Source organism: Lactiplantibacillus sp. 30.2.29, assembly GCF_018991255.1.
GTDB lineage: Bacteria > Bacillota > Bacilli > Lactobacillales > Lactobacillaceae > Lactiplantibacillus > Lactiplantibacillus pentosus.
Window position 1 is genome coordinate 15,772 of record NZ_JAGYGU010000005.1, and the last position, 21,950, is coordinate 37,721.

A 21,950-nucleotide genomic window follows, 5' to 3' on the forward strand; every position below is an offset into this window, starting at 1 on the left:
GAACAAACCAACGAATTGTCCAGGATACTGGAAAAACAAGGCGAAATATGTTAAATTGTTATAGACATAGCGGACTCTTTAGGAGGCACATTTCTTGTATAATTTATTGTTAACGTTAATACTGGTCATTTCCGTCTTGATTATCATCGCGGTAATGATGCAACCATCCAAAACTAATGATGCCATGTCTTCATTGACCGGTGGTGCTGATGACTTGTTCGCCAAGCAGAAGCCCCGCGGTTTTGAAGCGTTCATGCAGAAGGTAACCGTGGTATTAGGAATCGCTTTCTTTATCCTAGCGTTAGCTCTAGCATGGTACTCATCGAAGTAATTGACCGTCCTCCTGTGATTTCAGGAGGATTTTTTTGAAATTTAGCGAGGAAACACGTTAGATATTCGTGAGTGGACTTGTTCTCATTATGGTATTAGCCATGACCGAGACATTAGCGCTACTAAGAATATCTTAAGTGCTTAACCGACTAATTAGGCGCGGGATGCGCCATAGTAAATAGCCGTAACCTCTGCACAAGTGCTAGCCACTGATGTGTAAGTTAGCGGTGTTCCTAGAAGCTCGGTCATTTATGGCCGAGTAGTTCACGAAAGTTGGTGGTAATGATGTTAAAACAACCGGAACCATTTTACTTTGAACACGGTGAACGGGCCGTTATCTTACTCCACGCTTATGCTGGCAGCGCCAATGACGTGCGGATGTTGGGGCGGACGCTGGAACGGTCTGATTATACCGTGTACGGCCCGCAATTCAGTGGTCACGCGACGAATGATCCGCGTGATATTTTAGCCCAAACACCCGACCAATGGTGGCAAGATACCCAACAAGCAATATCATTTCTACGGCAAAAAGGCTATACTAAAATTAGTATCTTTGGCCTTTCATTAGGAGGGATTTTTGCGACTGCTGCGTTGGAACGTGATCCGCAACTACTAGGTGGTGGGACGTTTAGCTCACCGCTATTTGCGGGTAATCGCAGTGATGTCGCCGAAATGTTCATTACGCTTAGTCACCATCAGTTGGCGCATAGCCAATTTTCACTGGCCGAACGGGAACAAATCTTGGCAGTACTGCCAGAACTCGTCCAGCAGCAGTTACAAGCCGTTAATACCTTTACTGAGCAAGAGGTTACGACCAAGTTAACCAACGTCACACAACCGTTTTTCATTGGTCAGGGTGGTCAAGATGAATTGATCGATCCGAACGTGGCGCGTCGGCTGCAAGCAGCGCTAACGCAAGTGCCCGTTGATTTTCATTGGTATGCCGATGCGGGGCATGTGATTACCGTGAATAATGCCCATCATCAATTAGAACAAGATGTCTTAACATATTTAAAATCTATATATAAATGAGGTAAATGATGTCAGAAGCAAACTTACAAGAACAAATCCTGACTTTTCTGCAGGCCCATCCTGATCGCACTTATAGTGTCGAACAGTTGACGGACGAACTGCATTATACAGGCGCAACGGCCTTTACATTTTTAGTGAAGGAACTTGCGAATATGGAACGCAAGAAACTCGTCAGTACCGACGACCATGACCATTTTAAGTTGGTCCAAGAAACCAAGACCGTTGAAGGGTCATTTCATGGCAATGATAAGGGCTTTGGTTTCGTACGCTACGATCCAGATTTGCCCGATATTTACATCAATCCCGACAATACGCAGTTTGCATTGACTGGTGACGATGTTGCGGTTGAAATTATTCGGCCAGCCCGTCCTGGTTCGGACCGCGGTCCTGAAGGTAAAATCGTCAGCATCGTTAAACGTAACTACACCCAAATCGTCGGTGCCTACACGCCTAGCACTGATGAAGCTGGGTTTATTGGGACTGTCGAAATCAAGGACAAGAAGCTCTCTAAATATCAATTATTAATCACTGACCAAGGCCTCCACCCAACTGAGGGTGAAGTGATCATCGCCGAAGTCGCCGCTTATCCGGATGCCCAACATCCAACGCGGATGATTGGGATCGCCAAGCAGGTGATTGGGAGCGTTGATGACCCTGGGATGGACGTCCTTCAAGTGGTCTACCAACACGATGTGCCATCCGTCTTCCCTGAAGAAGTCACGGATGAAGCCAACCGGATTCCAGACTACGTGACGGATGAAGAAAAAGTTGGCCGGGTCGACATTACTGACCAGCCATTAGTCACGATTGATGGTGCTGAGTCGAAAGACTTGGATGATGCGGTCGTTGCTTGGCGGTTGCCGAATGGAAACTTCCATTTAGGGGTTCACATTGCAGACGTTAGCCATTATGTGACTGAAAACTCTGAGTTGGACCGTGAAGCATTCAAACGCGGGACCTCCGTTTATTTGACTGACCGTGTGATTCCAATGTTACCACGGCGGTTATCGAACGGAATCTGTTCATTAAATCCAGATGTTGAACGGTTAGCCATGAGTTGTGAGATGGAAATCGATCCAACTGGGGAAATCGTCAATCACAAGATTTTCCAAAGTGTGATTCGGTCCCACGCGCGGATGACATATGACGCCGTCAACCAAATTCTGGAAGCCCACGATCCTAAGACGCGTGAAAAGTACGCGGACTTGGTCGATATGTTTGATACGATGGGTGATTTACACCGTATCTTATACAAACACCGTCGGCACCGGGGCGCGATTGATTTTGATGATAACGAAGCTAAGATCATCGTTGATGAAGCGGGTCACCCAATCGATATCCAATTGCGGGTGCGGGGCTTAGCTGAACGGATGATTGAAAGTTTCATGTTAGCCGCTAACGAAACGGTTGCTAAAAATTATAGTCAACTCAAGGTACCATTTATCTACCGGGTCCATGAAACACCTGATAGTGACCGGATGCTGAGTTTCTTTGAATTTGTCACCAACTTTGGCGTCAGTGTCAAGGGGAGCTCGAAGGATGTTAAACCGAAGATGCTCCAGGATGTTTTGAAGAAGGTCGCTGGCAAGCCGGAAGAAGCCATGGTCTCAGTGATGATGCTCCGGAGTATGAAACAAGCCCGGTATGCTGACCAGTCACTTGGACACTTCGGGTTAGCTGCGCCATACTACACCCACTTCACGTCACCAATCCGGCGTTATCCAGATATGATGGTCCACCGGTTGATTCGGCACTACGCTGAAAACGGGACTGGTGAAGAAGCGCGGGCACGTTATCGGGATAATTTACCAAATATCGCAGAAACGACTTCCGACCACGAACGCCGGGGTATCGATACGGAACGTGACGTGGATTCCATGAAGAAGGCTGAATACATGGCTGACCATGTTGGTGAGACCTTCGAAGCTGTCGTTGATTCCGTCATGAAGTTCGGCTTGTTTGTTGAGTTGGAGAACACCGTTGAAGGCCTCGTCCACATCAGTACGATGGACGATGACTACTACGAATACGTTGAAAAACAACTTGCATTAGTCGGGCGTAAGACGAAGCGGACGTTTAGAATCGGCCAACCAGTCAAAGTTCAATTGATGCGGGTGGACAAGGACCAACGTGAAGTCGACTTCAAGTTGTTGAATCCGGAAGAAGCGCCAAAGACGGACTTATTACCAAAACGGGAACATTCCGATAATTATCGTGGTAATAATCGTCGTGGCGGTAAGAATAATTACCACCGCAATGGGAATAACAATAACCGCAACAATGACCGGCGGGGTGGCAATAATAACCATCGCAATGGCAACAGCAACGGCCGTCGTAATAACAATGGTCGTCCGAATAATCACAGTAATAATAATAGTAATCGACGGTCAACTAGTGATCGTCGGCGCTAATTTTTAACTAAGGGGGTGTGCGGCAATGGCCAAACAACACGGTAAGCACCCAGATACCGCCCTCGCTCAAAATCGGAAAGCACGTCACGACTATGCCGTCGAGGACACCTATGAAGCAGGAATCGCACTGACCGGGACGGAAATCAAATCCGTCCGTGATCGGCGTGTGAACTTGAAAGATGGGTTCGTTCAGATTCGTAACGGTGAAGCGTGGATGCAAAACGTTCACATTAGTCCGTTTAAAGAGGGGAATCGCTTTAACGTTGACCCACTGCGTAACCGGAAACTCTTGTTGCATAAGAAAGAAATCAGCAAGCTCGGTGCTGCAACGATGACCAAGGGTGTCACCATCATTCCACTCAAGATGTATCTCAAACACGGGTTTGCGAAAGTCTTGATTGGGGTCGCTCATGGGAAACGGGAATACGATAAGCGCCAAGATATTAAGAAACGTGAACAACAACGGCAAATCGACCGGGTCATGAAACATTATTAGACCGGGTATATAAGGACACTTCGACGAGATTTCGTTGAGGGGTCCTTTTTTGCGTCCCTCATTAGACCAGTTGGATTGTAGCTTGAAACGGTCGTTGAATGGTCGCTGCAGATCGAGCGATGGCGCACATTTAAGATTTTCATCGTTAGCAAACTGAGTTATCAGACTATAAATTAATTTAGCTAATAGCTATATATTAATTGCTTTATATAACTAGTTTATGTTACGTTATAAGTGGATGAATAATTAAAGCAGTCGTTAGTTAATGTCATAAATTAAAAACGAACGTTAATTTTATGCCATTCGGATTGGAGACCCGAAAAGTAAACGATACTTTAATGAATCAAAACATGTACAAACTGACACACGGTTATTATCTAGGGGGACATCGATATGCGTCATGTACAAACGGAAAAACAGTATTATAAAATGTATAAAAAGGGCCGTTTCTGGGTATTTGCAGGGATAACGGTCGCAACCATTGGCATTAGCCCAATTATTGGACGTGCAGACCAGGAAAATAAGGTTTCGACTCAGTCAACGACGAGTGCGGCGATGACCAACCAAGCCAGCGTGGCAACAGGTAAAACGGTGGTTTTGAACAAGCAGAATGAGCAGGGGGCTTCACAAGCTCAGACTGATGAGACGAGTACCAAAGGTGAATCAACATCTAGTGCGGAAAATCAGCAGACTGAAAATATAACCGATTCCAGCTGCAATACATCTGGGTCAGCTACGGGACGGGTCGCTATGAAGACTGATACTAGTTTGACCAACGATAATGCACATGCACAGTCAAATGCGACTGATACGCAGATGCCTGGCACATCAACAGCAAATCAGTCAACAACTCAGCCGACATCGAGCCGCGCGCAGGCTAGCATTGCTAATCCAGCTAATGACACTCAACAAGCTACAGTGAATGGCAAACAGACCACCGTGGCAACCACCGAAACTAAAGCGGATACGACAACAACAACCGACGAGAAAAATATTACGACTGCGAACACCGAACCGGATGCAGCATCACCGACAACATCCACAGACTCGGTGGTCAACCCAGCTGCGACAGCAAAAACGACGGCTGCGTCGGCCGATGCCTCATCAACGACCAACACTACCGACGCGACGATTAATGCAGCAACCACGTTAACTGAATCTGAAGCGGCGACCAATCAGACACGAACGAACACTGAGTCCACCGTTCAGGACGATTCGAGTATAGTCCCAACAGCTGCCAAGATGAGTCGAGCAGTATTAAGAAGCGTGCAGCCGGCAACCGTAACTTCCAGTGGAACGATTGGAACCAGTGCCTGGACGATGACCGATGATGGCGTACTGACAATTGGTGCGGGCGATTGGTCGAATGCTGACGTGGGATCACTTGTTGGCAATTTCGGCAAACAACTCACCCAAGTCGTGATTGATGGCAAAGTCAATGCTGGCGACGATCTCAGTTGGCTATTTTTCAGTACGTCCAACCTCAAAACGATTCAAGGATTCGAAAATTTGGATACTTCCAAAGTAACGGATTTCAGTCACATGTTCACTAACACGGCGATCAGTGATTTCTCTGGCATTGCGAATTGGGATGTCAGTGCCGGAACGGGCTTTAACAGCATGTTCGCGAATAACAAGTCCCTGCAAACGATTGATTTAAGTCACTGGCAGCTCAATCAGACTAAGCCGGTCAATCTTTTTATGATGTTTAATTCAGATACGGCACTGACCACGATTGATTTAAGTGCCTGGGATACGCGCATGGTGACCAATATTGGCGGGATGTTTGCCGGTGCTGCTAGTGGGACCATGCAGTTGAAATCGGTAGATCTGCATGGTTGGCAATTGCCAAATGTGACCAGCATGGGTTCGATGTTTATTTATGATGACCAATTGACCCACGTTGACTTGAGTGGCTGGCAAACTTCTGCCAAATTAACCGACATGAACTACATGTTTCAGGGAACATCTAAACTGACTACCTTGGATTTGTCGGCACTCGACATGCGTTCGGCGACAATGACTAAGATGTTGATCAACCAAGATAATCGGCAAAATTCGGTGCCATTTAATTTACAACAGTTGACCCTTGGCGCGACGAGCAAATTAACGGGTAGTATGTTGCCCGCAATTTCAACGGGGACCGGTTATTCCGGCTATTGGGTCAATCAGGCAGACGCCACTCAGCGCTATGACTCAGCTGGTTTGATGGCCTTATATAATGGCACGACCAATCCAACTGCAACGACTACTTGGGTCTGGGAAACGGCGCCTTCGCAATCTGAGTTAACAGCGGCCGATGTGACGGGATTAATTGCTGGGCCCAATACGACCTGGAAGCTAGCTGATAGCGTTGCGACCTTGAAAGACGTGACCGGTGCTGATATTAGTGCCAACGTTGACGAGTTAGTCAAAGTATTGAGTGTCAACGGAGATACGGCCGTGACGACGGTGGATGCGCAGACGGCTGGCACCTATCAAGTGGCCTTACAATATATTGATGGTTACGGTGTGAAACATGAGGCAACTAGTACGATTGTGATTGCTCCGAATCAGACCAAGCTCGTCGGTCGGGCAGTAACGATTAAGATGGGGCCACACGCGGCCTACCAACTGTCAGACTTGATTGATGAAACCCAATCTCTAAATGCTGCGGGTCAGCAATTGAGTGCGGCAGAAATTGATCGAATCACGGTCAGCGGTCTCGATATGAGCCAACCAGGCACACAACAAGTAACCCTAGCTTTCACGGATGACACTGGCCAGCGCCACACGACTGAGGTGCCCGTCACAATGATTGCGAGTCAAGCGACCTTAGCTATCCAGGATAGTATGATTGGTATTGGTCCTAATCAGACGGGCTGGGATTTTCATGATTATCTGACCCATGTCACTGATTTTGACGGCCAGATGATTGCGCCAGAACAATGGAACGCTTTGAATATCGTGGCTGACAAACAACCCGACTTAAAGACGCCAGGTACCCAACGGATTACGTTGACCTACACGGATGCGCTAGACAACGTGCATACTGTGACAACGACGGTCAACGTCGTAGCATCTGCGGCAACCCTCAACAGCCAACCAGAAGTGATTGTGTTCGCTGATAAGGCTGCTCAGGTGAGTGCTAAGACACTGGTCACTGAGTTGACGGATGTGACTGGTACCGCATTGACTGATACAAGTGCGGTCACAATGCAGGGGTTTGACGCGAAGACTAGTGGTCCGCAAACCGTAACGCTGACTTACACGGACGCTTATGGCAATGTGTTAACGACGCAATCAGTTGTGACGGTCGATTTTGCGACGATCAGCGGGAAAAATACGATGTTAATTGCCGGGCCAACCGCTACTTGGAATTATATAGACAACATTGAGGCACTTACGGACTCGAATGGCCAAACGATTGATGCACAACAGGCCAAGCTCAGTTATGATCAGCCTAATTTAACGAGCGCCATGGTGGGTGTCCCGCAATCAATTACACTGACTTATACCGATGACCTCGGCCAGATACAACAAGTTACTGTTGTAGTAACGACGCAAGCGTCCAAAGCTGGCATCACTGCCAAGGCCGACCAAGTAATTTGGCCGCATGAAGTGATCAATCTCAAGGCAACGGACTTAGTGGCCAATGTTCAGGATGCAACCGGACAACCACTCACTAATTTGGCAGCCGGCCAATTGACGATGAGTCCGATTACTGCCGACCGTGCTGGCGCTCAATTAGTCACGCTCACATTTATGGATGAAGTGGGTAACTTGAAAACTGCACAATTAAAAGTGACTGTCGATCAAGCAACGATCACGACGCAACCGACGACGGTTATTGCTGGGCCAACTGCGACTTGGCAGTATTTGGCCGCAATTCAACAAGTGAGCGATGGAATGGGTCAGTCAATTGAGGCGACGAATGCCAACATTCAGTTGCTCAATCATCCGGATTTGAGTACTGCCAAAATTGGGCAACCGCAAACCGTTCAATTTCGTTATTTAGATTCATTAGGTCAGCAACATATCGGCCAGTTTGACGTGACAACGGTTGCTAGCCAAGCGGTCTTGGTCGGACAACCAGTCAGCTTGATTGCTGGTCCTCAGACCTCTTGGGAGCTTGCTGACAGCATTGATGGGGCCCATAGTTGCGGGCCAATGGGCAAGCACTGACTGCCGCACAGCTTAAACAAGTGACGACTGACAGCCTGCCAGACTTAAGCAAGCCAGGGACGTATCAGTTAACGTTACGATACCTTGACGAAGCTGGGAACCTAGTCACGGGTCAAACAATTGTCACGGTTGCCGCGAGTCAAGCAGCGATTCAAGTCCGCGACAGTCAATTGACGGTCGGTACTGCTTGGCAAGCTGCGGATAACCTCGTGCAAGTGGTTGATGCAACAGGCCATGCGCTCGCGCTAACTGATTTGACCGTGACTGGTAAAGTCGATACTCAGACGGCTGGTCGTTATCAGATAACTTATGCTTACACGGATGCGGTCGGTAATGCCATCAGTGAAACGGCACTGATTACCGTCGTCGCACCACCAGTTGATCCCGACGAAAATGGCAACGGTGACGAGGTCAAGCCGGATGAACCAGATTCAGATGGTGGTCAGACTAAGCCCGATGACAATAATCCTGATCAGCCCCAACCAGATAATAGTGAAGACAATACGAAACCTGGCACGGGGGATACAGATAGCTCCAAACCAGATAACGATACGGATAGTACCAAACCCGATATGGGTACAACGAATCCGGGTGGCAATGACCAGGAGACCAGTACGCAACCTGATGTGATTCCTGATGATCAGTCGACAAATGAGACGACGCAGCCGGAAACAAACCATCATGGTCAGGCATCAGCTAGCCGGCCAGGTCGAAGCCGGCCAACTGCGACTGTTCGACCAGCGAAAACGACCCAGCATCATAGCAATGGTGGAGGCACCGCTAAGACACTGGTCCGGTCGGCAAAAGCGGATGCAATTGCACAAAATGCAACCGCTAATGTCACGTCAACTAATTCGACGCAATCAGCTAAGTCAAGCGCAACTGAGGCAACTAACCGCCATGGTCAATTGCCACAAACAAGTGAAGCTAATGCCTCGGCATCAGTGGGCGCAGTCGTATTAGGATTAGTCGGACTATTAGGGCTTAGTGGACTGGCGGCATGGCGTCGGCACTTCGAACATGAAGATTAATCTGTGTTCGAAAAGATAGGGTGCAGCTGTCATTGATTGTCATTGCAAGTCAGTCGCAACCCAGTTGGGTCGAAGAATATCATTGTGAGGGTCGTCATGATTGCTGGTCAGACAACTAGCAGGCACCCCTTAAATCAACTGTTTTCAGAACGGCAGTCATTTCGTAACTTGAAGTGACTGTCGTTTTGAGACTGATAAAGTGATTGCTAAAAGCCATTTTGGAAAGGAGACATCGAGTGCGTGGTGAAACGTTTTCTATCATCACAACGGCTTGGTCAGCCTATTCTACAGATGAGGTTGAGTTATATGGACCTAAGATGACAGGCTCACTAAATTATAAAACGTTAAATCACGGTGCTTTCGTTAGATTCTTTTTTGAAATTGACATTTAACTTAATTTTATTAAGTTAAACCTCGTTTTTAGCGCCATCCTTAAAGCATAATGAGAAAAAGATAACAAATCGGATTGGTCGCGAGCCATGAATTATGTTATATTTTATGACATACCGTTTCGGTAATTTTTTGAGGAGGTCTCGTCGATGAGAAAGTGGCAAGTTGCGGTTGTCATGTTGTTAGCAGCGTTGGGAAGCTGGTTTGCAGTTGGTACCCAGGCGCAGGCGAAAACATACACCATTGCAACGGATACGACCTTTGCGCCGTTTGAATTTCAGGCCAAGGGTGGTAAGTACAAGGGAATTGATATTGATATTTTAAAAGCGATTGCTAAAAAAGAAAACATCAATTATAAACTTAAAGCGATCAGTTTTGGTGCCGCCGTTCAGCAGCTTAGTGCAAACCAAGTTGACGGGGTGATTGCCGGAATGAATATTACGGCCGAACGTAAGAAGACGTTCGATTTTTCGAATGCTTACTATACGTCTGGCGTCGTTATGGCGGTCGCCAAGGATAGTAAGGTCAAGAACTTTAAGCAGTTGAAAGGCAAGACGGTCGCGTTGAAGACTGGGACGGCCGGTGCTGCTTATGCGAAGTCGATTCAAAGCAAATATGGCTTTAAAATCAAGTATTTCAATGATTCCAACAATATGTATAACGACGTGAAAGTCGGTAACTCGGCAGCCTGTTTTGAAGACTATCCCGTGATGTCATATGGGATTAAAAATGGGATTCAATTGAAGATCGTGACCAAGCAATATGCCGCTGGTGACTATGGCTTTGCCGTTAAAAAGGGTAAAAATGCCGAACTGTTGAAGAAGTTCAACGCTGGGCTGAAGGCCATCAAAGCGGATGGAACTTACAAGAAGATCGTCAATAAGTACTTGAATTCCAGTGAATCATCATTGACTGGTGAAACAGCCAGCAGCCGGACCTTTATCGGTTTGTTCACGCAAAACCTTGATACAATTGGTTCTGGGTTATGGATGACTTTGGAATTAACGGTTATTTCAATTATTTTAGCCACGATTCTTGGCCTCATCCTCGGAGTGCTCGGCGTTATGCCTGGTAAAGTTGGTCCAGCAATCTCTAGCACGATCATTTATATTTTCCGGGGGATGCCACTGATGGTGCTGGCTTTCTTCATCTACATCGGGTTCCCAGATCTGATTGGGCACGGGTTTAAGATTCCAGCATTCATCGCCGGGATGATTACGCTGATGCTGAATGAAGGGGCCTATACCGGGGCGTTCGTCAAAGGGGGCTTTGCGGCCGTTGATGATGGCCAAATGGAAGCGGCGCGCTCACTGGGCTTACCTTACTGGACGGCGATGCGCAAGGTCATCATGCCTCAAGGAATTCGGATTATGATTCCGTCATTTATCAACCAATTTATTATTACGTTGAAGGATACGTCGATTCTGTCCGTTATCGGGATCGTTGAATTGACTCAAACTGGGACGCTGATTATCGCCCGGAACTTTGAAGGGTTCAAGATTTGGCTGATGATTGCGATTATTTACTTGGTTATCATTACGTTATTAACATGGTTATCTAACTGGGTTCAAAGGAGGATTAACTAGGCATGGCGAAAGTAAGTGTCAAAGATTTGCATAAGAGTTACGGTGACAACGAAGTCTTGAAGGGGTTAAACCTCGAAGTTCAAGATAACGAAGTCGTTTGTATGATTGGGCCCTCTGGTTCCGGTAAGAGTACGTTCTTGCGCTGTCTTAATGATTTGGAAGTGCCAACGCAGGGGCAAGTCGTGATTAGTGGCTACGACCTATCTGACAAAGGGACCAACATCAACTTAGTGCGTGAAAATATCGGGATGGTGTTCCAACACTTTAACTTATTCCCGCACTTATCGGTGTTACAAAATATCACCTTAGCACCGACTCAGCTTAAAAAGGAAACCCAACAAGAAGCCGAAAAAACGGCGCGTGATTTGTTAGCGACGGTTGGGTTGTCTGATAAAGCTGACGCAATGCCGAAATCATTATCTGGTGGGCAAAAGCAACGGGTCGCCATCGCCCGCGCGTTAGCAATGCATCCCAAAATCATGCTATTTGATGAACCAACGTCTGCCCTGGACCCTGAAATGGTCGGCGATGTCTTGGACGTTATGAAGAAGCTAGCCGCCGATGGGATGACCATGATTGTGGTCACACACGAAATGGGCTTTGCCAAAGAAGTCGCGGACCGTGTCGTCTTCATGGCTGACGGCCTGATTCAAGAAACGGGTAAACCTGCGGATGTCTTCAATCATCCTAAGAGTCCCCGGCTACAGGACTTCCTCGAGAAAGTTATTAATGTTTAGTGAATAGGATATTTGATTGGCACGTCTCATGATGGAGGCGTGCCAATTTTTTAAGCCTTATACGTGTTGTGCTAGTTATTGGTATTAAAAGTGATCAAAACGTGCCAATTATTAAGTTCAAAAGCAACCAGCTGAGGCCCACTGGAAACAAAACGAATTAGCGTAAACCTGATTTGATAGCTGCGTCCTACACCGGCTTCCAGGCATTTCTGACAACGCTGGAACGCGATGGACACAGATTTAAGCCGACAAACCACGTCTTAAATACTGGTCTTCCATGTCTCCTGCAATATGGATGAAACGTGTTCGGGTCAGACTGGGACTTCCGGTTAGCTACGCCAGAACGCCAAGCGGAAGTTCACCGCTTAACGCTCTAGCTAGGCTAATCCTCAGTCCCAACCCGTCTGAACCTCACACTCTAGGAGCCGCTGAGCATTGTCAGAAACACCTTCGCCTGGATGGTATTCGAAAGGCGGACATGTGCGGACCCCACCTTTGAGGAGTTGGTCGTTGACACTTAAGTAAACAGCTATTTGACATCTAACTGTAAAACTTGGGCCACTAGTCGCCATGTTGGGAGACTCGTGTTGGCGAAACAGCAGCGTTGCAGAAACGTTAAATGGGTCTTGTCAAATCACATAAAATATCAAACTCTAGCAGTTAAACGAAAGGCAATTCTAGCGACTTCTTTCAAGATTAGTTACTATTGAGGTTAATGAATAATCTTCCTAGCATTTAAATGCCATAAATCATCATCCATGATGATTCAAAAGTTTGCATGAAGAGCCAGTTTCGTAATATTCAATGATCAATTGTACCTGAATAGGCGGTCGTTCATCCGCCATTCGAGCGGGTTCCCGACTGTAGGGGCTGGCTGACGAACAGGAATCCATTGATTGGCACGTTTTACTCATGATTCATGACAAATTAACTGGCACAAGGTGTGATTTATGATTGTCTACATGGTCGAACCCGACGCGACCGTCTGGGACGCTGTTTGTAACTGTGCGCGCCAAGCACAGTAAAATGCCGTCTCACGACTAGGCATGCTATACTAAATGTGAAATGAGATGAAGCCATGAAAAATTTAGTCGCTGAGCTAAAGAATGAACGTGACAAGCAATTATCAGGAAGTTTATATTACTGGATACAAATATTGTTTTCTTATAACTCGAATCATATGGAAGGCACACAGTTGACTGAAGATCAGACACAACAGATTTTTGATACGGGGACGGTTTTTGCCAATGACGGGCAGGCAATCAAAGTTGATGATGTCCTAGAAACAGCTAACCATTTTCGCGCTTTTGACTATCTTTTAGATACTGTTGAGGTACCGGTAACCAGTGCGTACGTCTTCGAATTACATCGCATTCTCAAACGCGCGACCAGTCAAGAAAATGATGCCAAGTATCATGTGGGCGGCTTCAAAATAGTGCCGAATCAGATTGGCTTTCTCGATGCCACGGAAACGACTAGTCCCGCAGATACCCCTCAAGCGATTGCTGACTTGTTTTCAGAGTGGGAAGCTTCAGGCCAAACAGGTCGTGATTTGAGCGCCATCGCCAAATTTCATTGGCAGTTTGAAAGGATTCACCCATTCAGTGATGGCAATGGCAGAATCGGACGCTTATTAATATTTAAGGAAGGTTGCCGAAGTGGGGCGGTCCCATTGATTATCCGTGAAGACACTAAACCTTATTATTTGCGTGGGTTAAAGACCTTTAAAACGACACCTGGATCTTTAATTGATACGCTAGGGCATGAACAAGATAATTACCAAGGCATGATTGCCCGCTTCTTCCCAGAACCCAATCATGAATTAGACTAAAAAATCTGAACGGCTAAATTCAACATTTAACCGTTCAGATTTTTTGGCTATTATCAGTACTCGTCAGTGTGAACCGCGTCCGCAGTTATAGTGTTGGGCGACTTTATCATGGGGCGTCAGGGTGTAGTTGCTTTCACCAAAACTAACTTTAAGGCCCTTTTTTGCAACGGGTGTCCGGGTGCGATTTGTTGGCTTTTGCCAATGGTCGAGAATCGCTGCAATGCAGATACAGAGCGGTTCAGTGGTCGGTTCGGTGATGGCTAATTCGAAGGCTTCACCGTTCGTCGTGACGACTGGCCGCATCGTCATCACTAATTCAGTCCCGTGATAAATGCGGTAGCTTTCAGCGTTTAAACTGCCCATGATGATCCAGCGAAGTTTGCGAACGTAGAGCATCTCGTGCCAAAAACCGAGCGTTTTACTGATGGAGCCGACGTTTTGGCGATTATAGTACAAATCAAATTTTGGTAATAAGCCCAGAGTCGTTTGTCGAATCTCGGCCAGTAGTTCACCTTGGATGGCATATAGACTGAGCGCATCTTGGCGTCGCCCCCAGCGTCCGACTAAGAGGTAGTGGGATTGATTATGCGCGTCGCGAACAATCCGAGCACCTTGGGCGAAGCTATTGCGGCTGAAATATAATTTACGCATCTTCAACCTCCGTTTTCCGGAAACTATTGTTTCGCAAGCACCTCGAGAATCGCTTTGCCCACGCCATCGTTGACGTTGGTATCCGTGATGTAGCGCGCCAGTTGTTTGACTTCAGGACTGGCATTGCCCATCGCGTAGCTGACACCAGCGAGTTCGAGCATTGAGACGTCGTTGTTATTGTCACCAATCGCCATCACGTCACTCATTGGCGTGTTGAGCATGTTGGCGCAGCGTTCGACCGCGATCCCTTTTTGCGCGTTGATGTTATTGATTTCAATGTTGGAAGCGGATGAAGACGTAATCTTAAGCGATGAGTGTTTGGCGAGAATCTCGTCGCTCAGTGGCTTGAGCTTGCTAGGACCTTCTTCACTAAACGCGATAATCTTCATCACGTGCTTAGTCGGGTCGTCTAGTAGCTCGTTATAATTATCCACGTAATTGATGTCCATTAATTCCAAACGAGCAGAAGCAAGTGAGACCGCGATTTTAAAAGTCGTGTCTGGATTCAAGTTGGTTAAAAGATGGGCAATTTGTTCGATTCGTTTGGCTTTGTTATTGGAATAGATTCCGTCGTTGCCCACAACTTCAAAGTAATAGTCTTGAGCCGTTAACGTATGGAATACAGCACGGGCAACGCTATTCGTAATTGGCACCATGTCGAGCATCTTGCCGGAAGCATCATATACTTCGGCACCATTCAACGTAATGAGTGGGGCGGTAATTCCCTGGGCAGCCAGGAGCGGTTGGGCTTCGGAAAAGCGGCGTCCGGTGGAAACGATAAAGTGCACGCCTTGCTGTTGTGCTTGACGGATGGCGTCAGCGTTAAAATCAGAAACGACCATTTCATTGTTGAGTAACGTTCCGTCCATGTCAGAGGCGATAATCGAAATCATGTTGTCACATCCTTAGTTGTCTTAATAATTACATTCTAACATGTTTGGGTCTGAATACAGAATTATTATCATTACCGGTTTTGGTTATGATACAATAAAACGAGAGGTGTTAAGGATGAAAGCGTTTATTCATACGGACTGGTGGGACGTCTTAAAACCGGAGTTTGAGAAGCCCTATTACCACCAATTGCACGAATTTTTGAAAAATGAATACCGAACGAAAAATATTCACCCGGACATGTACAATATTTTTCAGGCCTTTGAATGGACGCCATTTGCTGACACAAAGGTCGTTATTTTAGGTCAGGATCCGTATCATGGTCCTGGTCAGGCGCACGGATTGAGCTTCTCCGTGCTACCCGGAGTGGCGGTACCGCCATCATTAGGCAATATTTATAAAGAATTACAGGATGATGTCGGCTGTACACCGGTCGAGCACGGGTACTTAGAGAGCTGGGCCAAGCAGGGTGTGTTGTTGTTGAACTCCGTCTTAACGGTCCAAAATGGGGTCGCTTTTTCACACGCGGGCAAAGGCTGGGAACGGCTAACGGACGTTGCCATTCAGCGGTTATCAGAACGGGAGACGCCGGTCGTCTTTATTTTGTGGGGCAAGGCAGCTCGTTCGAAAATCAAACTGATCAACACGCAGACCAACGTGGTGTTACAAGCACCGCATCCGAGCCCGTTATCAGCTTACCGTGGCTTTTTCGGTTCGAAGCCATTTTCCAAAACGAACATTGCGTTAACATCCTTTGGCGAGCAGCCAATTAACTGGCAGTTACCAGAACACGTCAATCTCGAGCATTAATTAATTTATTGGAGGGTTATCACATGGATTTATTCGAGTCATTATCACAAAAGATTACTGGTCAAGATCAAACAATTGTTTTTCCTGAAGGCACTGAACCCCGAATTGTCGGCGCCGCTGCACGGTTAGCAGCGGATGGCTTAGTTAAGCCGATCGTGTTAGGCGCAACGGACAAGGTTCAGGCCGTGGCTAAAGACTTGAACGCTGATTTAGCAGGTGTTCAAGTCCTTGATCCTGCGACATACCCGGCTAAAGATAAACAAGCAATGCTTGATTCACTGGTTGAACGGCGTAAGGGTAAGAACACGCCAGAACAAGCTGCTAAGATGTTGGAAGATGAAAACTACTTTGGCACGATGCTCGTATACATGGGCAAGGCTGACGGGATGGTTTCTGGTGCCGTGCACCCAACTGGTGATACGGTGCGTCCAGCCTTACAAATTATCAAGACCAAGCCAGGTTCACACCGCATTTCTGGGGCCTTCATCATGCAAAAGGGTGAAGAACGGTACGTCTTCGCGGACTGTGCCATCAACATTGATCCCGATGCAGATACGTTAGCCGAAATTGCGACCCAGAGTGCGGCGACTGCCAAGGTCTTTGATATTGACCCGAAAGTCGCAATGCTGAGCTTCTCGACTAAGGGGTCTGCCAAGGGCGACATGGTCACTAAAGTTCAGGAAGCAACGGCCAAGGCACAAGCGGCTGCCCCTGAATTAGCGATTGATGGTGAAATGCAATTTGACGCCGCCTTTGTTGAAAAGGTTGGGTTACAAAAGGCGCCAGGTTCAAAAGTTGCGGGCCATGCCAATGTCTTCGTCTTCCCAGAACTCCAATCTGGTAACATTGGCTACAAGATTGCGCAACGTTTCGGTCATTTCGAAGCCGTTGGTCCCGTTCTGCAAGGCTTGAACAAGCCCGTTTCTGACTTGTCACGTGGTTGCAGCGAAGAAGATGTCTACAAGGTCGCCATCATTACCGCGGCTCAAGGCTTAGCTTAAACGCTGACTTAGTTTGTTAAACGAGGGAAACTTCAGAGCTTGTACTTTGAAGTTTCCCCCGTTTTTTCTATAATAAGAGCAGTCAAGCTGTAAATAGGATGAGGAGTTGGAAGAATATGGAATCAATCACGGTAACGTCGCCGGAAGGGACCATGCAAGTCGGGGCCAAACTTGGGCAGTTAGTTCAACCAGGAGATCTAATCTTACTAGATGGTGACCTGGGTGCTGGCAAGACCACTTTTACGAAGGGGTTAGCGAAGAGTCTCGGCATCCCGAATAATGTCAAAAGTCCGACGTTTACGCTTATTCGTGAATATCATCAGGGCAGATTGCCACTGTATCACATGGACGTTTATCGGCTAGAAGATGGTGGCGCGGAAGATTTAGGTTTGGATGAGTATTTTGATGGTGATGGTGTCAGTGTTGTTGAATGGTCACAATTTATTGCTGAGCTGTTGCCCACAACCTACTTGAGAATTGCCATCAGCCGTGACACGGACGCTGACGATCAACGTGTGATGACATTCAAACCGCAGGGCGACCATTATCAACACCTGGTTGATCAATTGAAGGAGTGACAACCATGGCAGAAGAAGTTGTCGACGTTCGTCCGGCTGAAGTGACGGATGCAGCGCAATTATTGGCGTTGTTAGCGCAACTGGGACGTGAGAGTAACACGTTCACGGTTGATGATGGCATCGAAGAATTAAGTGAAACGGATGAAGCGGAACAGATTGAACGCATCAGCGGCACCACGACCAACGTCATTTTTGTGGCGGTGCTGGGAGATCGACTGATTGGCGTTAGCACCGTTCAGGCCAGTACGGATTTTAGTGCTGCGCAAGGTGAAGTCGGAGTCGCCGTCCTCAAGGAATTCTGGGGAATGGGACTCGGGACCGCGTTAGTCGAAGAAATCCTTGATTGGGCCCGCAATTATAGTTCACTCGAGCGACTCGTTTTGACGGTCCAGCTACGCAACACCCGTGCCGCCAAGTTGTACCAACACTTAGGGTTTGAAAATTGTACGGCCACCAGTTATGAGGTCGTCGACCCGACTGGCCAGCGGGTGGCCGCAATCGATATGAGTCTTTGGGTCTAGACTGGCTTGAATTGCACAAAAAAAGCCCAGCAATTGCTGAGCGATGATTGATGGATGTGATTAGCCCTGAACGCGAACGAACGGTTTTAGCTGTTCGGTGCCGAAAGTTTGCGCCTCAGTTAATAGAATATTGGCGCAGGCCAGGCTATCGTCTAAGGCGTTGTGATGATGTTGAAGCTCGATATCAAGTGCACGGCAGAGCGTGTCAAGCTTGTGGTTCGGCAGTTCTGGGTAGAACTTCTTACTCGTCTTGACCGTATCCATGGATAGGTATTCGGGTGCGCTGATGCCATAGTGTGCGAGCGTATTGCGTAGCACCCCAATATCAAATGGGGCGTTGTGGGCAATCACTAACCGATCACGCTGGAAGAATGGCGCAATGTGCTGCCAGACTTCCGGAAATTTCGGTGCATCGGCGACGTCTGCTTCATGAATGCCATGAATTTGAACGTTACGCCAGAAGAAGTCACTTTCCGGTTTGATGAGGGTATAAAACTCATCACTGATTTGATTGTTCCGGACGACGGTCAGTGCGAGTGAACAGGCACTATCCCGTTTGGCGTTCGCCGTTTCAAAGTCCATTGCGACAAAGTTCAAAGTTGCCACCACCGTTTCTAAAGAATAGCTTTATCGTACAAAGCTTGCGGTAAAATTTCAAGTTAACGGTTCGGTAAAATAATATCCAGTTCCACTGGGCAGTGGTCAGAACCGAAGACGTCGTTAAGAATGCGGGCGTTGAGGAGTTGACCGTCCAATTGTTGCGAGGTGATGAAGTAGTCGATGCGCCAACCGGAATTATTGTCACGAGCATGACCACGATAGCTCCACCAGGAATAAATATCCGTTTGGTCGGGATAGAAGTGACGGAACGTGTCCGTGTAACCGTTCGCTAAGAGGCGGTCAAACTTGCCCCGTTCTTCATCGGTGAACCCGGCACTATGATGATTGCTGCGCCAGTTCTTCAAATCGATATTTTCATGGGCGACGTTCAAATCACCACAGAAAATCAGCGGCTTATTGGCGCTTAGACTATTGATGTAAGTTAAAAAGGCGTCTTCCCAATGCTGGCGATAATCGAGGCGTTTCAATTCGCCACCGGAATTAGGCGTGTAGCAAGTCAGCACGTAGTAATCGGCGTACTCTAAGGTAATGACGCGTCCCTCAGTATCAAATTCTGGTACCCCGATGCCATAGGTGACATTCAGCGGGGTGTGCTTGGTGAAGATCGCGGTACCTGAGTACCCCTTACGTTCCGCGTAGTTCCAATACTGTTGATAACCGGGAAAGTCGAGGTCGATTTGACCCGCTTGTAATTTGGTTTCCTGCACGCAGAAAAAGTCAGCATCCTGTTCATTGAAAACATCAATGAAGCCATGCTTGACGGCAGCGCGCAGTCCGTTAACGTTCCAAGAAATAAGTTTCACGTGAATTTCAGACCTTTCGAGTCATTTACAACTATTGTAACACGGTCAGCAGTCATGATTGGGTCGATTTGTCATGGGATTATAGGGATATGTTGGTTGGATTGATGTTCGTCAGCATTTGCTCGTCTTAGTCCGACTTCCGGGGCCGGCTGACAATTGCTGGAGCGCAGCCGACGTCGATTTGAACTCACGCAGAAAATCCCTGTGCAATTTCAAATGCGAGTCTTATTCTAAGCCGGAAGAAATTCACTTCCGACTAAGAATAATTTGGCTACTGAGCATTGTCAGCCAACCCCTACAGTCGGGAAGCTGCTCGAATGGCGGATAAACGACCACCTATTTTGTTGCAATTAACCATTGAATATTAGGAGACAGGATCTTCAGGCAAACTTTTTATTCGATATCTGTTGTGCTTTACAGCATTTGAGGACTGAGAAGTTCCCTAAATATTACTCACTAATTTTATGGTAACTAGTCTTGAAATTAGTCGATAGAATTGTCTTCGTTTATAATTCGAACCCTTGCTAATCTCAATCAACCAGAGAAAGATACTGCAATTCCTGTTAACCTGATGATTCGAAAAGTTAAACCATGGGTAAGAAAGTATTGCAATCATTCAACAACTAATCTGACAGTTGACTCATAAAATGACCGTGTGCCAAGAACCAGCGACTAATCCAACAAAAAGTTGAGTCCGCACATGTCTGCCTTTCGAATACCATCTCCGGCTGGAAGGTGTTTCTGACAATGCTCAGCGTTTTCAGAGTGTGAGGTTCAGACGGGTTGGGACTGAGGATTAGCCTAGCTAGAGCGTTAAGGGGTGAATTTCCGCTTGGCGTTCTGGCGTAGCTAACCGGAAGTCTCAGTCTGACCCGAACACATTTCGGCAATGTTGTATAGAACGTGGAAGACCAGTATTTAAGACGTGGGCTTCGGCTTAAATCTGCGTCCATCGCGTTCCAGCATTGTCAGAAATGCCTGGAAGACGGACTAGGAAGCATCTACAACAGCAAGTTTACGGTAACTCGTACTTTTTCCAGCGGGTCTCAGCTGGCCGCTTTTGAACTTAAAAACTAGCATATTCTAATCATGATTCATAAAATGTCATAATCAGTCAAAACAAGTTACGGGAGGATTCTATATGTTAAAAATTGGTGTACTGGGGTTAGGCAATATCGCGCAAAAGGCGTATCTACCAGTGATGGCAGCGATGCAGGATCAGTATGAATTTCATTTGACCACACGCAATGCGGAAAAGCGGGCGAAGTTGGCAGCCATGTATGGGTTTCAACACACGCACGCGACGTTGGAAGAATTAATTGATACAAAGCCGGATGCGGTATTCGTGCATACGCCAACTCAGACGCATGGTGCGATCATCAAGCAGTTGTTGTTGGCCGGCATCCATGTTTATGTGGATAAACCAGTCGCAACAGACTTACAAGTCGTCCAGAATTTATATGATTTAGCAGCTGCTCGTCACTTACTATTGACCTGTGGTTTCAATCGCCGCTTTGCCCCGTTTAATCAGGAGTTGAAGGCCTTGCCAGACAAACGACTGATCGTTGCGGAAAAGGTTCGCGAAGCGGGTGGGCAGGATCCTGAAACAGCGGTTTTTGACTTGATGATTCACATGGTGGATACCGGGTTATTTTTATTGGACGAACCGTTAGCAGACACTACCGGCCGAATCGTCACGACAGATAGTGGCGCCTTAGCGCAAGGCTACTTAACCGTTCAGACCGCGCACGAACAACTTCAGGTCGTGACGAACATGTACGGCGGCGTAAACTTAGAACAAGTGACGGTCCAAACGGCACAGCAGCGTGCGATGGTCACTGATTTAAGCACGAAAACGGTGTTGACGACGGCTGAACAGCTGACGACTAGTTTTCCTGACTGGACACCAACGCTCGAAAAACGTGGGTTTGCGCCTTTGATTCGGGCCTTCTTAACGGCTGTCGCGACTCACGGGGAGAATCCGGTCGCACCGTCGTCCGCGATTACGAGTCACGCGGTGTGCCGTCATTTATTAAGTGACTAAAAAGTGATAAAATTGAATAATA

The 21,950-nt window shown here is 47.2% G+C and carries 18 protein-coding genes; 14 read left to right on the forward strand and 4 right to left on the reverse strand.

What is annotated here, in order from left to right; all coding sequences use genetic code 11:
- Nucleotides 1-94 precede the first annotated feature (94 nt).
- The 9 genes from secG (at nucleotide 95) to KGF65_RS03990 (ending at nucleotide 14,008) form a co-directional block, all read left to right on the forward strand.
- Nucleotides 95-331, forward strand: coding sequence for a preprotein translocase subunit SecG (gene secG, locus KGF65_RS03950; protein WP_003637877.1), 237 nt, complete (start codon nucleotides 95-97; stop codon nucleotides 329-331).
- A 281-nt stretch (nucleotides 332-612) separates the two neighbouring features.
- Nucleotides 613-1,362 carry a carboxylesterase gene (locus KGF65_RS03955; RefSeq protein ID WP_105920636.1) on the forward strand — a complete coding sequence of 250 codons (750 nt, stop codon included), beginning with the start codon at nucleotides 613-615 and terminating at the stop codon, nucleotides 1,360-1,362.
- Between the two features lie 8 nt (nucleotides 1,363-1,370).
- Complete coding sequence (gene rnr, locus KGF65_RS03960; RefSeq protein ID WP_216748618.1) at nucleotides 1,371-3,773, forward strand: ribonuclease R; 2,403 nt, start codon at nucleotides 1,371-1,373, stop codon at nucleotides 3,771-3,773.
- Between the two features lie 25 nt (nucleotides 3,774-3,798).
- Nucleotides 3,799-4,269, forward strand: coding sequence for an SsrA-binding protein SmpB (smpB, locus tag KGF65_RS03965; RefSeq protein ID WP_003637880.1), 471 nt, complete (start codon nucleotides 3,799-3,801; stop codon nucleotides 4,267-4,269).
- Nucleotides 4,270-4,662: 393 nt separating this feature from the next.
- Entirely contained in the window at nucleotides 4,663-8,433 is a 3,771-nt protein-coding gene (locus tag KGF65_RS03970; protein WP_216748778.1) for a BspA family leucine-rich repeat surface protein, read from the forward strand.
- Nucleotides 8,409-9,464 (forward strand): bacterial Ig-like domain-containing protein, encoded by a 1,056-nt coding sequence (locus KGF65_RS03975; RefSeq protein ID WP_216748620.1) that lies wholly within the window; start codon nucleotides 8,409-8,411, stop codon nucleotides 9,462-9,464. The genes KGF65_RS03970 and KGF65_RS03975 overlap by 25 nt, the downstream gene beginning before the upstream one ends.
- 539 nt (nucleotides 9,465-10,003) lie before the next feature.
- Entirely contained in the window at nucleotides 10,004-11,440 is a 1,437-nt protein-coding gene (locus KGF65_RS03980) for an amino acid ABC transporter substrate-binding protein/permease (protein WP_003637882.1), read from the forward strand.
- 2 nt (nucleotides 11,441-11,442) lie between these two features.
- Complete coding sequence (locus tag KGF65_RS03985) at nucleotides 11,443-12,177, forward strand: amino acid ABC transporter ATP-binding protein (protein ID WP_088769962.1); 735 nt, start codon at nucleotides 11,443-11,445, stop codon at nucleotides 12,175-12,177.
- A 1,078-nt stretch (nucleotides 12,178-13,255) separates the two neighbouring features.
- Nucleotides 13,256-14,008 carry a Fic family protein gene (locus tag KGF65_RS03990; protein ID WP_216748621.1) on the forward strand — a complete coding sequence of 251 codons (753 nt, stop codon included), beginning with the start codon at nucleotides 13,256-13,258 and terminating at the stop codon, nucleotides 14,006-14,008.
- Nucleotides 14,009-14,071: 63 nt separating this feature from the next.
- Here KGF65_RS03990 and KGF65_RS03995 read toward each other — a convergent pair whose 3' ends face one another.
- Both KGF65_RS03995 and KGF65_RS04000 read right to left on the reverse strand, forming a co-directional pair.
- Nucleotides 14,072-14,659, reverse strand: a complete 588-nt coding sequence (locus KGF65_RS03995) for an LURP-one-related/scramblase family protein (RefSeq protein ID WP_050339116.1) — start codon at nucleotides 14,657-14,659, stop codon at nucleotides 14,072-14,074.
- 23 nt (nucleotides 14,660-14,682) lie between these two features.
- Nucleotides 14,683-15,552 (reverse strand): Cof-type HAD-IIB family hydrolase, encoded by an 870-nt coding sequence (locus KGF65_RS04000; protein ID WP_216748622.1) that lies wholly within the window; start codon nucleotides 15,550-15,552, stop codon nucleotides 14,683-14,685.
- A 115-nt stretch (nucleotides 15,553-15,667) separates the two neighbouring features.
- Between KGF65_RS04000 and KGF65_RS04005 the strand changes: the two genes are divergently transcribed.
- The 4 genes from KGF65_RS04005 (at nucleotide 15,668) to KGF65_RS04020 (ending at nucleotide 18,460) form a co-directional block, all read left to right on the forward strand.
- Nucleotides 15,668-16,360: a uracil-DNA glycosylase gene (locus KGF65_RS04005; protein WP_050339114.1), complete on the forward strand. Its 693-nt coding sequence runs from the start codon at nucleotides 15,668-15,670 to the stop codon at nucleotides 16,358-16,360.
- A 23-nt stretch (nucleotides 16,361-16,383) separates the two neighbouring features.
- On the forward strand, nucleotides 16,384-17,361 hold the full coding sequence (pta, locus tag KGF65_RS04010; RefSeq protein ID WP_105923692.1) for a phosphate acetyltransferase: 978 nt from the start codon (nucleotides 16,384-16,386) through the stop codon (nucleotides 17,359-17,361).
- Nucleotides 17,362-17,477: 116 nt separating this feature from the next.
- Complete coding sequence (tsaE, locus tag KGF65_RS04015; protein WP_101873971.1) at nucleotides 17,478-17,939, forward strand: tRNA (adenosine(37)-N6)-threonylcarbamoyltransferase complex ATPase subunit type 1 TsaE; 462 nt, start codon at nucleotides 17,478-17,480, stop codon at nucleotides 17,937-17,939.
- 5 nt (nucleotides 17,940-17,944) lie between these two features.
- Nucleotides 17,945-18,460, forward strand: coding sequence for a GNAT family N-acetyltransferase (locus KGF65_RS04020; protein ID WP_050339112.1), 516 nt, complete (start codon nucleotides 17,945-17,947; stop codon nucleotides 18,458-18,460).
- A 60-nt stretch (nucleotides 18,461-18,520) separates the two neighbouring features.
- On the opposite strand, the gene KGF65_RS04025 is transcribed toward KGF65_RS04020, so the two are convergent.
- Both KGF65_RS04025 and KGF65_RS04030 read right to left on the reverse strand, forming a co-directional pair.
- On the reverse strand, nucleotides 18,521-19,057 hold the full coding sequence (locus KGF65_RS04025; protein ID WP_003637891.1) for a 3'-5' exonuclease: 537 nt from the start codon (nucleotides 19,055-19,057) through the stop codon (nucleotides 18,521-18,523).
- Nucleotides 19,058-19,119: 62 nt separating this feature from the next.
- Nucleotides 19,120-19,884, reverse strand: a complete 765-nt coding sequence (locus tag KGF65_RS04030; protein WP_021337446.1) for an exodeoxyribonuclease III — start codon at nucleotides 19,882-19,884, stop codon at nucleotides 19,120-19,122.
- A gap of 1,141 nt (nucleotides 19,885-21,025) precedes the next feature.
- Between KGF65_RS04030 and KGF65_RS04035 the strand changes: the two genes are divergently transcribed.
- Nucleotides 21,026-21,928 (forward strand): Gfo/Idh/MocA family protein, encoded by a 903-nt coding sequence (locus KGF65_RS04035; RefSeq protein ID WP_050339111.1) that lies wholly within the window; start codon nucleotides 21,026-21,028, stop codon nucleotides 21,926-21,928.
- Nucleotides 21,929-21,950: the final 22 nt, after the last annotated feature.

Coding starts and splice junctions, on each gene's coding strand:
- KGF65_RS03980 (WP_003637882.1), top strand. CDS start 10,004: ATGAGAAAGTGGCAAGTTGCGGTTGTCATGTTGTTAGCAGCGTTGGGA.
- smpB (WP_003637880.1), top strand. CDS start 3,799: ATGGCCAAACAACACGGTAAGCACCCAGATACCGCCCTCGCTCAAAAT.
- KGF65_RS04020 (WP_050339112.1), top strand. CDS start 17,945: ATGGCAGAAGAAGTTGTCGACGTTCGTCCGGCTGAAGTGACGGATGCA.
- KGF65_RS03995 (WP_050339116.1), bottom strand. CDS start 14,659: ATGCGTAAATTATATTTCAGCCGCAATAGCTTCGCCCAAGGTGCTCGG.
- KGF65_RS04000 (WP_216748622.1), bottom strand. CDS start 15,552: ATGATTTCGATTATCGCCTCTGACATGGACGGAACGTTACTCAACAAT.
- KGF65_RS03990 (WP_216748621.1), top strand. CDS start 13,256: ATGAAAAATTTAGTCGCTGAGCTAAAGAATGAACGTGACAAGCAATTA.
- KGF65_RS03985 (WP_088769962.1), top strand. CDS start 11,443: ATGGCGAAAGTAAGTGTCAAAGATTTGCATAAGAGTTACGGTGACAAC.
- KGF65_RS03955 (WP_105920636.1), top strand. CDS start 613: ATGATGTTAAAACAACCGGAACCATTTTACTTTGAACACGGTGAACGG.
- KGF65_RS03970 (WP_216748778.1), top strand. CDS start 4,663: ATGCGTCATGTACAAACGGAAAAACAGTATTATAAAATGTATAAAAAG.
- rnr (WP_216748618.1), top strand. CDS start 1,371: ATGTCAGAAGCAAACTTACAAGAACAAATCCTGACTTTTCTGCAGGCC.
- pta (WP_105923692.1), top strand. CDS start 16,384: ATGGATTTATTCGAGTCATTATCACAAAAGATTACTGGTCAAGATCAA.
- KGF65_RS04005 (WP_050339114.1), top strand. CDS start 15,668: ATGAAAGCGTTTATTCATACGGACTGGTGGGACGTCTTAAAACCGGAG.
- KGF65_RS04035 (WP_050339111.1), top strand. CDS start 21,026: ATGTTAAAAATTGGTGTACTGGGGTTAGGCAATATCGCGCAAAAGGCG.
- tsaE (WP_101873971.1), top strand. CDS start 17,478: ATGGAATCAATCACGGTAACGTCGCCGGAAGGGACCATGCAAGTCGGG.